15 protein-coding genes and 1 tRNA gene are annotated in these 14,600 nt (G+C 55.1%); 14 read left to right on the forward strand and 2 right to left on the reverse strand.

The window, feature by feature from the left end; genetic code table 11:
- Positions 1-13: 13 nt before the first annotated feature.
- From NUS69_RS01190 to NUS69_RS01210, 5 genes are all read left to right on the forward strand, one after another.
- Positions 14-2,446, forward strand: a complete 2,433-nt coding sequence (locus NUS69_RS01190) for a tRNA(Met) cytidine acetyltransferase TmcA (RefSeq protein ID WP_258084065.1) — start codon at positions 14-16, stop codon at positions 2,444-2,446.
- A gap of 77 nt (positions 2,447-2,523) precedes the next feature.
- A complete protein-coding gene (locus NUS69_RS01195; protein ID WP_055429519.1) occupies positions 2,524-3,033 on the forward strand; it encodes a TIGR00288 family NYN domain-containing protein in 510 nt (169 codons plus the stop codon).
- Positions 3,030-3,545, forward strand: coding sequence for a TIGR00288 family NYN domain-containing protein (locus tag NUS69_RS01200; protein ID WP_055429518.1), 516 nt, complete (start codon positions 3,030-3,032; stop codon positions 3,543-3,545). Before NUS69_RS01195 ends, NUS69_RS01200 begins: the two co-directional genes overlap by 4 nt.
- Before the next feature lie 41 nt (positions 3,546-3,586).
- Positions 3,587-4,528: a calcium/sodium antiporter gene (locus tag NUS69_RS01205; protein ID WP_258084066.1), complete on the forward strand. Its 942-nt coding sequence runs from the start codon at positions 3,587-3,589 to the stop codon at positions 4,526-4,528.
- Positions 4,529-4,640: 112 nt separating this feature from the next.
- On the forward strand, positions 4,641-5,783 hold the full coding sequence (locus NUS69_RS01210) for a thiamine ABC transporter substrate-binding protein (RefSeq protein WP_258084067.1): 1,143 nt from the start codon (positions 4,641-4,643) through the stop codon (positions 5,781-5,783).
- Positions 5,784-5,843: 60 nt separating this feature from the next.
- On the opposite strand, the gene NUS69_RS01215 is transcribed toward NUS69_RS01210, so the two are convergent.
- Positions 5,844-5,920, reverse strand: a tRNA-Arg gene (locus NUS69_RS01215).
- Between the two features lie 51 nt (positions 5,921-5,971).
- Positions 5,972-7,264 carry an asparagine--tRNA ligase gene (gene asnS / locus NUS69_RS01220; protein ID WP_258084863.1) on the reverse strand — a complete coding sequence of 431 codons (1,293 nt, stop codon included), beginning with the start codon at positions 7,262-7,264 and terminating at the stop codon, positions 5,972-5,974.
- Between the two features lie 456 nt (positions 7,265-7,720).
- Between asnS and NUS69_RS01225 the strand changes: the two genes are divergently transcribed.
- The 9 genes from NUS69_RS01225 to NUS69_RS01265 all read left to right on the forward strand — a co-directional run bounded on the left by NUS69_RS01225 (position 7,721) and on the right by NUS69_RS01265 (position 14,595).
- A complete protein-coding gene (locus NUS69_RS01225) occupies positions 7,721-8,041 on the forward strand; it encodes a helix-turn-helix domain-containing protein (RefSeq protein WP_088180656.1) in 321 nt (106 codons plus the stop codon).
- 10 nt (positions 8,042-8,051) lie between these two features.
- Positions 8,052-9,014: a class I SAM-dependent methyltransferase gene (locus NUS69_RS01230; protein ID WP_258084068.1), complete on the forward strand. Its 963-nt coding sequence runs from the start codon at positions 8,052-8,054 to the stop codon at positions 9,012-9,014.
- 184 nt (positions 9,015-9,198) lie between these two features.
- Positions 9,199-9,852, forward strand: a complete 654-nt coding sequence (locus tag NUS69_RS01235; protein ID WP_258084069.1) for a flagellin — start codon at positions 9,199-9,201, stop codon at positions 9,850-9,852.
- A gap of 50 nt (positions 9,853-9,902) precedes the next feature.
- Positions 9,903-10,403 carry a flagella accessory protein C gene (locus tag NUS69_RS01240; RefSeq protein ID WP_258084070.1) on the forward strand — a complete coding sequence of 167 codons (501 nt, stop codon included), beginning with the start codon at positions 9,903-9,905 and terminating at the stop codon, positions 10,401-10,403.
- Positions 10,400-11,299, forward strand: coding sequence for a FlaD/FlaE family flagellar protein (locus tag NUS69_RS01245; RefSeq protein WP_258084071.1), 900 nt, complete (start codon positions 10,400-10,402; stop codon positions 11,297-11,299). The genes NUS69_RS01240 and NUS69_RS01245 overlap by 4 nt, the downstream gene beginning before the upstream one ends.
- A 9-nt stretch (positions 11,300-11,308) precedes the next feature.
- Positions 11,309-11,812 carry a hypothetical protein gene (locus NUS69_RS01250; protein ID WP_258084072.1) on the forward strand — a complete coding sequence of 168 codons (504 nt, stop codon included), beginning with the start codon at positions 11,309-11,311 and terminating at the stop codon, positions 11,810-11,812.
- A 2-nt stretch (positions 11,813-11,814) separates the two neighbouring features.
- The gene (locus tag NUS69_RS01255; RefSeq protein WP_258084073.1) at positions 11,815-12,264 is read left to right on the forward strand and encodes a flagellar protein G; all 450 of its coding nucleotides are present in this window, start codon (positions 11,815-11,817) and stop codon (positions 12,262-12,264) included.
- Between the two features lie 5 nt (positions 12,265-12,269).
- Positions 12,270-12,965, forward strand: a complete 696-nt coding sequence (locus NUS69_RS01260) for an ATPase domain-containing protein (protein WP_258084074.1) — start codon at positions 12,270-12,272, stop codon at positions 12,963-12,965.
- A gap of 1 nt (position 12,966) precedes the next feature.
- The gene (locus tag NUS69_RS01265; RefSeq protein WP_258084075.1) at positions 12,967-14,595 is read left to right on the forward strand and encodes a type II/IV secretion system ATPase subunit; all 1,629 of its coding nucleotides are present in this window, start codon (positions 12,967-12,969) and stop codon (positions 14,593-14,595) included.
- Positions 14,596-14,600: the final 5 nt, after the last annotated feature.

Below are 14,600 nucleotides of genomic sequence, written 5' to 3' on the forward strand. Positions count from 1 at the left end.
GGAGGTGGCGGCCGTGACCGTCAAGGTCCGCTTTGACAAGGAAGTGAGAGACTACGCCAAAGGCGAGAAGGTTAAGGACTCGGTTCTCAGGCTCACCGAGACGGCTTTAGCTCAGGCGCTTGAGAAGTTCCACAGGAGAATGATAATCATAGAGGGGGACACGCTGAGGAAGGCCGAGCTGGCCGGAATTCTCGCGGGGGCTTCGGCGCGGGTTCTCGGAGATATCCTCGATGAGCTCAAGGAAAAGCGCCTCCGCGATGAGAGCGAGGATAAAATCGAGGTCCTCTACGCAACCGATGCACTCGGAGAGGATACCTTTGGAAGGAAGCGCTACGAGGCCTTCAGAAAGCACTTCGACCTTTTGGCTGGGGGGGCCGAGGTTAAAGCGGTTACCTTCAAACACACCAGGGACATCCTCGGAAGGACGTACGACCTGCTAATTCTGGACATGAGCTACGATTACTCCCCCAACGACCTCGGTAGGATTATCGAGACCGTCCGCGGCGGCGGGCTCATCTTCATACTCGCCCACCCCTTCGAGAAGTGGAAGAACATGTGGACGGGCTTCCACAAGAGCCTCGTCACGCCGCCATACACGATAGACGACGTCAAAAAGCGCTTCAACAGGCGCCTCATCAGGAAGTTCACGGAGCACGAGGGCATCTACATCATCACCGAGAACGGAAAGGCCAAAAAGAAGCCGAAGAGGAACAAAACCCAGGCAAAGATCAGGGCCAGAAAGGGCGTACCGATTCCTGAGAATACCCTTTTCCCGCGTGAGCTCTACGAGATGGCACTCACGGAGGGACAGGTTGAAGTCCTTAAGGCCTTTGAAGGGCTGGTTGAGGAGGAGGGCATGCTAGTCCTCACCGCCGACAGGGGCCGTGGAAAGAGCGTCTCCGTTGGAATAGCCGCGATAGGCCTCGCACTGGCGCTCAAGAAGAGAACCAGAATAGTTGTGACAGCCCCCGAGCCGGAGAACGTCCAGGCCCTGTTCCGCTTCGCCAAGCGTGCCCTTCAGAGGCTCGGCTTCAAGCCGCACGTCGTCGAGGAGAAGGGCCTAATCAAGGAGCTCTACGCGAGGAAGATCGGCCTGAGGTATTATCCCCCCGCTGAGGGCTACAAAAAGACCGCCGACCTGTACATCCTCGACGAGGCCGCTGGAATCCACGTTCCCATACTCCACAGGTACCTCAACAAGCCGCGCGTGGTGTATTCCTCCACCATACACGGCTACGAGGGGGCCGGAAGGGGCTTCTCCGTTAAGTTCCTGAAGAGGGCCAGGGAACGGAGGCAGTTCAGGGAGCTCCACATGGAGGAGCCGATACGCTACGCGGAAAACGACCCGATAGAGAAGTGGCTCTTCGATGTTCTGCTCCTCGATGCAGAGCCCGTTGAGCTCACCCAGGAAGATTACAGGCTGATAGAGAACAAAGAGGTCTACTTCGAGGAGCCCGACCTCGACGACTGGTTCGAGAACGACAGGGAAGACCTCAGAAACTTCGTCGGCATCTACATCCTCGCCCACTACCGCAACAGGCCGAGCGACGTTGCTCTGCTCGCGGACGCGCCGCACCACAGGGCGAGGGTTCTCCGCCTCAAGAACGGCAAGATAGTTACGGCGATTCAGATAGCGGAGGAGGGCAACATTCCGAAGAAGGTCATCGAGAAGATGGCGAAGGGCTACAAGCCGCGCGGCAACATTATCCCGGACATGATGGTCAAGCACCACATGGCGAAGGAGTTCGCCAAGCTGAGGGGGTACAGGATAGTCCGCATCGCCACCCACCCGGACGCAATGGACATGGGGCTTGGAAGCAAAGCCCTTGAGCTCCTTGAGAAGGAGGCGAGGGAGAAAGGCCTTGACTGGATCGGCTCGGGCTTTGGGGCGAGCGAAGAGCTCGTCCGCTTCTGGGTTCGGAACGGCTTTGCGGTAGTTCATCTCAGCCCCGCGAGAAACCCTGTGAGCGGTGAGTTTACCGCCATAGTCCTCAAGCCGATAAGCGAGAGGGCGAAGAAGATCATCAAGAAGGCCAACGACGAGTTCCGCATAAGGCTGACGGAGTGGCTGAGCGATACCCACCGCGAAATTGAGCCCGAGATAGCGCGCTGGCTCTTCGAGACGCCCTTCGGCGAAGCTGTGGATTATCCGATTCACCTCACGGAGGTCCAGAGAAAGCGCCTCGATGCATTCACGGGCAAGGTTCTCACCTACGACACCGTGGTTGACGCGGTGAAGCCGATAGTCAAGCTCTACTTCCTCGACGGCTGGATGAAGCCATACCTCGACGAGAGGCAGATAAGGCTCCTCATCTACCGCGTTCTCCAGGGGCACAGCTGGGAGGAGGCGGCAAAGCTGATAGACAGAACCGAGACCTTCACCATGATAGAGGTGCGCGACATCATCAGGGGCCTCTGGTACTACTACAAGAGGGTCATCTCGTGACCCTAAACTAACTTTTTATAGGATTGGTGCGTAGTTTCCCCGGTAACTCTGGTGTATCCATTCCAACGGTGACTCCTATGCCGGGCGGCAACTGGGAGAAGATAATCTCGATAACGAAGGATGGCATGAGGAGCATAGGAACCATGAGACGAAAGATAGGCCGCGGTAAAAGGATAGCACTGCTCATCGACGGTCCGAACATCCTCAGAAAGGAGTTCGGTGTCAAGCTGGAGGACATAGTTGAGGCCCTGGAGGGACTGGGCGACCTCAGGGTCTCCAAGGTGATACTGAACCAGTACGCTCCCCAGGGGCTCATAGAGGCGGTGTCCAACCAGGGGTTCGAGGCCATCGTTGTCTCGGGTGAGACCGGTGTCAAGCTCGCCGTCGAGGCGATGAGGGAGATATACAACCCCAACATCGACGTGATTGCCCTCGCAACGAGAAACGCCGAGTTCCTGCCGGTCATCCTCAAGGCCAAGGAAAAGGGCAAGGAGACTATAGTCATCGGCATCGAACCGGGCTTTTCAGCGGCTCTGAAGCACGCGGCGGACTACACCATAATCCTTGAGGGCGGTGAGGGGAGATGAAGGAGCGCTTCTTTAGGGTTCTCAGGCGCGGGGAGAAGGAGGTCAGGGAGGTCAGCACCCCGGAAAAGCCGAAGAAGAAGAGGAGCATAGGCCTCATCATCGACGGCCCGAACATCCTCAGGAAGGAGTTCGGGATAAAGCTGGAGGACATAATAGACGCCCTTGAGAGGATTGGAAAGCTCCGCGTCGCCAAGGTAGTCCTCAACCAGTACGCTCCCCAGGGGCTCATAGAGGCCGTCGTCAACCAGGGGCTTGAGCCCATCATAGTCGCCGGCGACACCGACGTCAGGATAGCCATAGAGGCCATGGAGCTCATCTACAACTCCGACGTGGAGGTAATAGCCCTTGCCACCCGCGATGCCGACTTCCTTCCGATAGTCAACGAGGCCAAGCGCAGGGGAAAGGAGACCATAGTCATCGGCGTGGAGCCCGGCTTCTCGGTCGCACTCCAGAACGCGGCGGACTACGTCATCAAGATGGAGGGCAAAGGCGAAACCCATGAGTTCAAATAAACTTTTAAGCTTTCTTTCCAGCCCTATTCTGGTGGGAGAAAGTGATAGTTGAAATCATACTCTTCGCTCTAGGCCTCGTCCTGCTCATCAAAGGGAGCGACTATTTTGTTGAAGCCGCCTCGCGCGTTGCGAAGGGCTTCGGGGTGAGCGAGTTCATCATAGCGCTCGTTCTGGCCAGTATAGCCACCACCCTGCCGGAAGTTACGGTCTCGGCGATCTCGTCCTACCAGGGAAAGCCCGACATAGCGCTGGGAAACGCGATTGGAAGCGCACTCGCGAACATAGCCCTGATCCTTGGTGTGTCTTCCCTGCTCCGCCCCCTGAATGTGGAGAAGACAGCCTGGAAGAACTCCCTCTTCATGATAGCCGTCACAGCATATGCGGGTCTGCTCATGTACGACGGCAAGATAAGCCGCCTCGACGGGGCGAGCCTGATACTGATATACTTCGGCTTCCTCTACTACCTCTACCGGAAGCACATGACGCTTGAGGAGCTCCCCGAGGGCGGGCGCGGAAACCCGAAGAGGGATGCCCTCATAATGTTCGGGAGCGGCATTCTCGTCGTGACCGGGGCGAAGCTCGTGGTGGACAGCGCTGTCACGATGGCCAGGGCCTTTGGAGTCCCCGAGGTCGTCATAGGCCTCACGATGGTCTCAATCGGCACGTCCCTGCCGGAGTTCACAAACTCCCTCATGGCGACCCTCAAACGGCTTCCGAACATAAGCGTTGGCAACATAATAGGTGCTAACATCCTGGACATCCTCATGGTCATAGGAATAGCGGCCCTCATAAACCCGATATACGTCGACTCCACCATCTACACATTCACGCTGCCCCTGACCCTTCTGGTTATGGCCATACTGACGGCTGTCCTTCGCTTCACGGGCAGGATAGACAGGCTCACCGGTGGAATACTGCTGGCGATTTATTCCTACTTCCTCTACGTATACCTCACCGGGGGCGTCCACCTGCCGCAGGGATGACCATTCTCCATTCCCCCTTACTTTTTAGGACACAGTTCTGGGGCACAAAGCTTTTTAATCCCGTCTATTACCCCCTTATGAAAACCCAAAACCGGTTCATGGAGGTGGAAAAATGAGAAAGCTCGCCACCCTGTTGCTCACCTTCCTGCTCCTCGGCGCCCTCGGGGCGGCAAAGCCCGTTAAAGCCCAGGAGCAGCTGACGGTTTACTCATACGACAGCATTGAGTGGTGGATGAAGGAGATCATCCCGATTTTCGAGGAGAAGTATGGCATTAAGGTGAACCTCGTCCTCATCGGAGATGCAGGAGAAGTTCTCAACAGGCTCGTCCTTGAGAAGGACAACCCGCAGGCGGACGTCGTGGTGGGCATAGACAACAGCTACCTGGCCAAGGCCATCGATGCCGGAATACTGGAGCCCTACAAGCCGGCCAACGCCGACGTCATTCCCCAGTGGATAATAGACAGCTTTGACCCGACGTTCCACCTCACGCCCTACGACTACGGCTACATAGCCATCAACTACCGCAAGGACATGGTCCAGAACCCGCCGAAGAGCCTCGAAGACCTCACCAAGCCCGAGTGGAAGGGCAAGCTGATAATCGAAGACCCGCGCACCAGCTCACCGGGAATGGCCTTCCTCCTCTGGACGATAGCCGTCTACGGCGACGACTGGCTGAACTACTGGGAAAGGCTCAAGGAGAACGACGTCCAGATAGTCAAGGGCTGGAGCGAGGCATGGGGAGCCTTCAGCGAGGGTGAGTATCCCCTCGTTCTCAGCTACGCCACCTCACCGGCGGCAACGGTTTACTACGAGAACAACACCAACGTTGGAGCCGTTGCCTTCAGCGAGGGCAACTACCTCCAGATAGAGGGTGCCGGAATAGTCAAGGGCGCCAAGAACAAGGAGCTGGCGAAGAAGTTCATCGAGTTCCTCATCAGCGAGGAGGCCCAGGAGAAGCTTCCCCTCAACCAGTGGATGTACCCGGTGAACAGGAACGTCAAGCTCCCGGAGGTCTTTAGCTATGCCGTCAAGGTGGAGGAGCCCGTTACCGTTGACCCCAAGGAGATCGAGAAGAACTACGACCTCTGGCTCAAGCAGTGGACCCAGCTCATGGTGGAGGGCAAGAGCCCGGACGAGATACTCGGGAAGACGACCACCGAAACCGGCGGAGAGTCCAGCAACTCCGGCATCTGTGGGCCGGCCCTGCTCGTAGGCCTTGCCGTCCTTCCGCTCCTCCTCAGGAGGAGGCGGTGAGGTTTCTATCCTTCTTTTATTTCTTTTCCATTTAGGGCGTTAGAATAGCTTTTTGGGAAATGGCGGGCCCGGCGGGATTCGAACCCGCGACCTCCGGCTTAGAAGGCCGGCGCCCTATCCTGCTAGGCTACGGGCCCTCGGGCTAATGGTCTTGGGGGAGTTTTATAAAAGTTGTGGTGGGAGCAGGCTCACGGATACAGCCTGCTCGGCGTCCTTGGGAAGAGCGTTGCCCATCTCACGTGGTCGAGCTTCAGCACCCATGCGACGAGCCTTTCTAAACCGAGGCCGAAGCCGCTGTGCGGAACGCTGCCGTACTTTCTGAGGTCAAGGTACCACTCGTAGTCCTTGGGGTCCATGCCCTCATCGAGAATTCTCTGCACGAGCTTATCGTAGTCGTCCTCACGCTGCGAACCACCGATGACCTCACCGTATCCTTCCGGCGCGAGCATGTCGGCCGCTAAGACTTTCCTCGGATCCTTTGGATCCTCCTTCATGTAGAAGGCCTTGATGTGCTTCGGATAGCCGTAGACGAAGAACGGGGCCTCGAACTCCTGGGTTAAAATCCTCTCCTCGTCGGCTCCCATGTCCTCTCCCCACTCTATCTCGACGCCCTTGCTCTGGAGGATGTCTATCGCCTCGTCGTAGCTTATCCTCGGGAAGGGCGGAACCGCGTTCTTGAGCGTCGTTAAGTCCTTCCTGAAGGTCTCAATGTCGCCCTTCCTGAGCTCCAGCGTTCTCTGCACCATGTAGCTTACCAGCTCCTCCTCGACCTTCATAATGTCCCATAGGTCCATCCAGGCAGCTTCAAGCTCAAGGTGCCAGAACTCGGTGAGGTGTCTCCTCGTCCTGCTCTTTTCAGCTCTAAAGCTCGGCGTGAGCGACCAGACCTTCTCAAGGCCGAAGATTGCCGCCTCAAGGTAGAGCTGTGCCGACTGGCTCAGGTAGGCCGTCCTGTCGAAGTATTTGAGCTTAAAAAGGGTTGCTCCGCCCTCAACCGCTCCGGTGACGAGTATCGGCGGGAAGACCTCGCACCAGCCGTCCTGGAGGAGCCACTCGCGAGCGGCCTGCATCATCGTCGCCTTGACCTTCATTATGCTGGCGACCTTCGGGGAGTGCAGGTGGAGATGCCTGACATCCAGCAGGAACTCGTCGCTCGCGTCCTTCGTTATCGGGAAGAAGTCAACGTTCTGGATGACCTCTATCTTATCCGCCTGAATCTCAACCCCGGTGGGGGCGCGAGGGTCGGCCTTAACGGTGCCCTCCACGATGATGCTGGACTCTATCCCGACCTTCTTTGCTTCGGCGTAGGCTTCTTCGCTCAGCTCCTTCTTGAATATCGTCTGAACGATTCCGCTTGAGTCACGGAGGACTATGAACACCTTCTTTCCAACTTCTCTCTTCCTGTAAACCCATCCTGCGAGTTTAATACGCTTACCTTCCATATCGGGCCGAACGTCGGCGCAGTAAACCTTATCAATCATCATTACCACCTCCAGAGGCTTTGAAGGGGGCTTTATAACGGTAGCGATTGGGCTAAGAAAAGCGTCAATTTATCCAGAGCGGAAATGCCCCAATTCTGTGTTTGACCACTATCATCAACGGCATGGGTGTAGGTTTGAAAATCCTAATTTAAATCCTTTGTCTCCTTGATTGTCATTTTATCATGGAGTGCGGGAACCTCACCAAAATATGACAATACCCAGTGTTGGGCACCCTCGAAGGAGTTGGGGGTAATCCAATCCTTGGATAATTTTTATCCAAACTGGATAAACCTTCAACAATGGAATATTTACTGGGATAATAATTACATTTTGATAAGTTGAAAGGGCATATTAGTTCACAAAGAGTAACACTTATATAGTATTGTGCTCAACATATTCTTGGTGAGAATTGGAGAGTCTCCAATTATTGCGGGGTAGTGGTGGGGGGATGTTCAAATGTTCATTGATCCCTTTGTAATCCGCTCTATCAACCGCAGCGAACTGAGGAAGCGGATACTTTTCTATCTTGACGAGATATATCCCACCCCCACCTACCTCTCTGAAATCGCGCGGGTGGTCAAATCAGACCCCTCAAATGTGAAGGGTGCTCTTATCGGTCTTGGAAACAGGTACAACGGCCACAGCTCCCTCGTGAGCCTTGGCCTAGTGGAGGTTGTTACCGAGAAGGGCTTCAAGTACTACCGGCTCACCGAGTACGGAAAGCAGGTCGTTAAGCTCCTGAAGTCCTATCACTCATACTATTCGAGGTACACATGAGGTGACGGCAATGAACCCACTGGCGGAGATACTCGACAGGAACCTTGAGGCTATTGTCGACTTATCCCTTGGACATCTCCTCAGGCTCGGGTTGAAGTACGGCATATTCCGCAGGCTCGCTGGGGGAGTGCCCCGTGAAGAATTGCTGTCTGTGATCCCGGTCTCCAACAAGACGTATCTTGGAAGGCTTATAGATACCTACGTCTCCCTTGGCTTTGTGGAGGAGTCCGATGGCCTCCTTAGGACGCCTGGCTTCTCTTACGAGTTCAACCTAAGCGCGGAAGACGCTGGAAAACTCCTCTCGGACTGGGTTCAAATAGTCGAGGAGCTTTACAAAATGGCGGATTATGCATTTATCTCGGCTGAGCACCCGAAGATACTCATGGACTTCGACAAGGGGGCCGACTTCTGGGACATGCGTCTGCTGATGGAGCTCAACAGGACATACCGACAGCTTCTCGTAGACCTGCTCGGCCTTGAAGATGGGGTGAGGGTCCTTGACCTCGGCTGCGGCTCTGTTTCCCCCGTGGAGCTTGGGGAGGCTGTGGGGCCCAACGGGAAGTACGTTGGAGTCGATTTCTCGCCGGGGCTCCTGAGCATCGCACAGGCCCGCGTCAGAAACGCCCGGATGGACTGGGTGCTCCTGAGGGAGATGGACATAAGAAAGCTCGTGGTCAAGAATACTTACGACGCCGTTGTGATGAGCTTCGTCCTTGAGTACCTGGAGAATCCGGGTGCAGCGGTTAAAAGGGCCATTGGCACCCTGAACCCGGGAGGGAGGCTCGCCATAGTAGAGCCGTTCAGGGACAATTACCCGTTGATAGCGGCCATGGAGTTTTTTGAGAGCCTCACGAGGGAATTCGTTCGCTTCCCGAGCTCTGCAGAGGTTATCCACGCGGTGGAGGAGAGCCCCTACGATGTAAAGGTCGACACCCTCGGAAAGTCTGTTCTGTTGGTCACGCGTCTGGTGTGACATCCTGTCTTCACACCCTTCAAGAGCATGCTGGATATTTTCCCAACATATCTTTAATTATTCGCAGTAGTATCAACCTACATATGTAGGTACACCAGTTTCTACATAATTACCAACAAAAAATCGATTTATATTCAAAGATCACTAAGATATATTGCAGAATCCCTAATGGAGGTGCCAGGATATGAAGTTGCTGAGGAAAAAGAGGGGTGCCGTCGGTATCGGTACCCTGATAGTGTTCATAGCCATGGTTCTAGTGGCTGCAGTGGCTGCTGCAGTTCTCATCAACACCAGCGGCTACCTCCAGCAGAGGGCTGAAGCCACGGGCAGGCAGACCACCCAGGAGGTTTCAACGGGCATAAAGATCGATGCGGTGACCGGCTACGCTCCGAGCGCGAACAACATGACCCTGATGACGATCCAGGTTTCCCTTAACGCGGGAAGCACTCCGATTGACCTCAACCAGACTAAGATCTATCTTGACAACGGCCAGAAGCAGGTCGTTCTCTCCTATGGAAACGCCAAGGCCCCTATAAGTGGCGATATGTTTGACACAACCTCTGCCGCCTGGAACAGCACCAAGGTTGATGGGACCCACTTTGGAATCCTCATTGTCCAGGATGCCGACAACTCCCTCAACGGGAACATTCCGACCCTCACCACCGGCGACATAGCCCTGCTCACCATCAACCTCACCGCTGTCTTCGGCGGTGTTGAGCCGAGGACCCCGATAACCATCAGGGTCGTTCCGGAATTCGGCGCTCCGGGCTTCACCAAGGTCATCACCCCGACTGCCTACGGTCTCAGCACCACCGACAAGATCGTCGACCTCAAGTGAAGCCTCTACCATCTTTCCTTTTTCCATAACTCTCCTCGCGGGTGGTTGGAATGTCGTTTTCGTACCTGAAAAACAAGTTCAAGAAGAAAAAGGAGGGGGAGGACAAGTCCGAGGACAACAGGGAGATAATTAAGCTTGATGAGCTGGAGGAAGCTGTGGAGGAAACTCCCCAGAGGACTAAGGAGGAAGAGGAGCTTCTGACCCAGGTGATGACCAGGGTAAACGAGATCGAGAACGACATCCCCAGGATAAAGGTTAGTATTGACACCCTCAAAGCCCAGATTAACGAGCTCCGCGAGGAGATAGACCGTCTGGATAAGGTGATTAAGGACGTTATGGTCCTCTACGAGATAGTTTCGCAGCAGATCAACCCGTTTAAGGATGTTGATTCTGCTAATCCTCTCCTTGGCGAGATTCAGGAGTTGAGTGAGGAGATTGAGAGGTTGAAGGCCGAAATTGCTCAAATAAAGTCCGATCTGAGGCTCCTTGTGATCGATGGTATGGATCTCGATGACCTGATATACGAAGCCATGTCGGAGGGAGGGGCATGATTACCGAAACTGAGATTGATGAAAGGCTTAGGCGCCTTAGGGGAAAGGTTCCGAACTTCCTGATTGACGACCTCAAAGACCGTCTCATGAAGAAGAGGGACATCCTGACCCCCGAGCAGGTAGACAGGATAGTTGACAGGGTACTCCGTACATATGCTGGCCAGATTGAGAAGCTCTCCAGACTCGATAGCCGTGTAGATGAGATAGGCAGGTATCTGGAGGAGATACGCAATCACCTGATGAACCTTTCCCGGCAGGCTAATCAGCCCATGTGGGGTGAGGCACAGAGCCAGCCAGCTGGAGGGGCCCAGGCTGTGGAGTTCGGTGAAATCATGGGGGCCGGGAGTGCCGGCGGTTTCAGTGAGGGGTCCCTCGCCAGTGAAAACCCTGTGGCTGAAGAGACGCAATCCCCCGAGCCTCCTTCCCAAAACCCAGCGGAGGTAGAGCCCATGGAGAAGGAGTTTGAGCTTACCAGAGGATTTGAAATACCTCCCGAGCTTAAGGATGTCCTTGTAAGTCCACCGCGCACCAAGGCAAGGCTCGAACACATTCCCAACGACATGGTCTCAACAATGATGGCACTGAAGTGGCTGGGCTTCCTCATAGACAGGGTGGGGATGCAGAACCTCGAAGAGGTGCTTGAGTTCTACTACCAGATCGGTTGGATATCAGAGGATGTGCTGAACACTCTGCTCAGATACGCGGAGGGCATAAGACCCCACCACAGAGAGCCGGACTGGAGGCCGGACGAGAAGCTCACGATACAGGATCACCTGGTTTCGCTGCTCTTCATCGAGAGGCTCAGGGGTGTCAGGATAACCCGGGAAGTGCTGGACGCGATAGAGAGGGAAATGAGGGTAATCGGAAGGGTGCTGGAAGACGTGTACGGCGTTTAGGGGATTCCCATGGGGGTCAGTGTACCGGCGGCCTTTGCAGTGCTGCTCATAGCGATGCTGGTTTCCTTCGGAATGCTCTACGTATCCAGCGAGAACGCGTACTCGATGGTTCATGAAGCGACCGATGACTACAACCGGATGGTGCTCAGGACAAAGACATCCGAGCTCGAACTCACAGGCTACAACTACACGGTTGGAACCGGGTTCTATGACATCACGTTCAACATCACGAACCGGGGGAGCACCCTCTCGCCGGTGAGGTGGACGTACATCTTCGATGGTATTGTGACCACCACCTCGGTCGTGGCCCCCGGCAGGGAATACCTCCTTCCGGGGGAGTGGACGGCCGTAACGGTTCAGAACCTCCAGACGGACCCCACGATAACGTATTCCCTCGTGGTGAGCACTGAAGTTGGCTGTGGGCTGAAGATAAAATGGAAGTGGGTCGGAAACACGACCAACGGATCCCCGCAGGTGGTTAGCAGTGCCTGGTACTGCCCTGTGGAGGGGTAACGATGGCGAGTTCAGTGGTCTCGGAGCTTGTGCTGTTCATCGTGTCACTACTGGTAGCGGGCATGGTAGCCGGGGGTCTGTACGTGGTCACTCAGGATATCTCGAGCGGAATTCTTGTGAAGGGCCAGGACGTGGCGACCAGTCTGCGAACTAATTTTGAGATAATTAACGATCCCGAGAACATACCCGTTTCTGGTTCCTCGTACATCTTCTACGTCCGCAACGTCGGTAAGGACTCCTTCTCCTTTGACCCCAACTCCGTTATTGTAATGATAGACGGTGCGATAATCCCCCCTGCCAACCTGACTTTCGACCCAACCGGGGTGCTCGCACCCTACGATATCGGTAAAATCTACGTCCCTACCGCGTTCATATCATCGCCCGGCTATCATAAGATCACCGTTGTCATAGAGACAGGAAAGAGAAAATCCCTCGTGTTTGAAGTGGGGTGATGACCATGGGGAGCCTCCTTAAGATCCAGATACCCCACGATGAGCTTCACAGGCGCCTTGGCGGGGGAATCCCGGCGGGGAGCATAGTCCTGATAGAGGGGGACAGGGGGACGGGTAAGTCTATATTCTCCCAGAGGCTTCTCTACGGCCTTTTGAAGAACGACCACACGGCGACCTACGTTTCCAGTCAGTACACCACCCCCGAATTCATAAACCAGATGGAGTCCCTCGGTTACAGCATAATTCAGGAGCTGATAAAAAGACGACTAATGTTCGTCTCCCTCTACCCCCTGCTTGTCGGGGTCTCCGACAGGAGAAAGTTCCTCTCAAGGTTTGTCGGCGAGCCCAGACTGTGGAAGAGCGATGTCATGATTATCGATTCCCTCTCGGCGCTTCTTCCCCCGGAGCTGGACATGGAGGAGATACGGGCGTTCTCACTGCACCTTAAGAGGCTGAGCTCCCTCGGGAAGGTCACTATAATGACCGTAAACCCCTCCGACATAGACCCGGAGTTCCTGAAAATCCTGGAGGAGGCGTCGAGCCTTCTCATCAGGCTCAGTGTGAAGGTCTTTGGGGGAGACCTGAAGAACTCGGCCACCATAGTGAAGTACAACAACGCGATGGGGATCTTCCAGAAGATAATACCCTTCAGGGTTGAGCCGAGGGTTGGATTCATAGTCGAGATCGCCGCGGTGGTGTGACATGCCCGTTGGGAAGAACGTCAGCGACAGCATCGAAGCTGCAATGGCCCGGAATCCTCATTTGAGAACGTACATAGACCGGTTCGTCAAAAAGACGGGCAAGTTTCCAGAATTCTATCCCCAGCTCAGCAGGGAGATGAAGGACATAAAGTATCCAAACATAATCTATCCGGTAGGGGATCCTATATTTATCCACATCTACGGCGATATAAACACCGAGAGGAGGTACATAGTTGTAGAGCCGAGGATAACCGGTCCGGAGGAAGAGAAGAAGTACGACATCCTTAAGGACAAGATACTGGAGCTCGCACCGGAGAAGAGAATCCCAGAGGACAGTGAAGAGTTCGAGCGCTTTCTGGATGACCTCATGGACGAGGCGCTTGGGAAGATTGGCAGAGGACTGTTCAGCCGCAAGAGGGTCTCGTTCACCGCGGAAGAGGTTGCAAAGTTCCGCTATCTCCTGAAGAGGGATATCGTTGGCATTGGGCCCCTCGAACCTCTCATGCGCGACCCCTACATAGAGGACATCCACATAATAGGCGCTAACTACGTCTCGCTCATCCACAAGATCTTCGATGCGATGGAGACCAACATAACCTTTGGCGACAACCTCCGATTGGCCGACTACTTCAAAAACCTCAGTGAGAGGATGGGAAGGCCGGTCAGCGACAAAAACCCCATCGTTGACGGAACCCTGCCGGACGGCTCGCGTATCAACATCATCTATTCGCCCGACGTTAGCATCCAGGGTCCGAGCGCAACCATCCGTAAGTTCTCGGCGACACCTCTCAGCGTCGTTCAGCTCGTCAAGTGGAACACCTTCTCCGCGGAGGTGGCTGCCTACCTCTGGCTGGCCCTTGAATACGGCATGAGTATATTCGTCTGCGGTGAGACGGCGAGCGGAAAGACCACAACGCTCAACTCGATAATCCCTTTCATCAAACCTGACGCCAAGATATACACCGCGGAGGACACGCCGGAGGTTGTAGTGCCCCACAAGAACTGGCAGAGGCTCACCACAAGGGAGCGCGGCCCGGAAGAGAGCAGGGTTACGCTCTTCGACCTACTCAAAGCGGCCCTGCGTTCAAGACCAAACTACATCGTCGTCGGTGAGATCCGTGGAGCAGAGGGTGCCATAGCCTTCCAGGCCATGCAGACGGGACATCCTGTTATGGCAACGTTTCACGCCGGCGATATAAGAAAGATGATACAGCGATTCACGGGTGCCCCCATAAACATCCCCGTCACTTTTATCGACAACCTCAATATAGCCCTCTTCCAGCAGGCCGTTTACGTCCGCGGCAGGTTCCTGAGGAGGGTTCTGAGCGTTGTTGAGATTGAGGGCTACTATGAGGAGCTCGGTGGCGTTGCAACGAGGAACGTCTTCGAGTGGGATTCAGTAACGGACAGGCACATCTTCCGTGGGATGAACAACTCGTACATCCTGGAGAGGAAGATAGCCGAAGTTGCAGGCTATGAGGATCCCAAGGAGATATACAACGAGCTCTTCCTGAGGGCGCGGATAATCAAGAGGATGGCGGAGCTAGGGATAACGGACTACCACGCCGTGCACCGCGAAATCAAGGCGTTCTACGAGAAGGGAATCGAGGGACTGAGCTTCAGGCTGTGAGGTGG

The sequence above is a fragment of the Thermococcus thermotolerans genome, from assembly GCF_024707485.1.
In the GTDB taxonomy this organism is placed as follows: Archaea; Methanobacteriota_B; Thermococci; order Thermococcales; family Thermococcaceae; genus Thermococcus; species Thermococcus thermotolerans.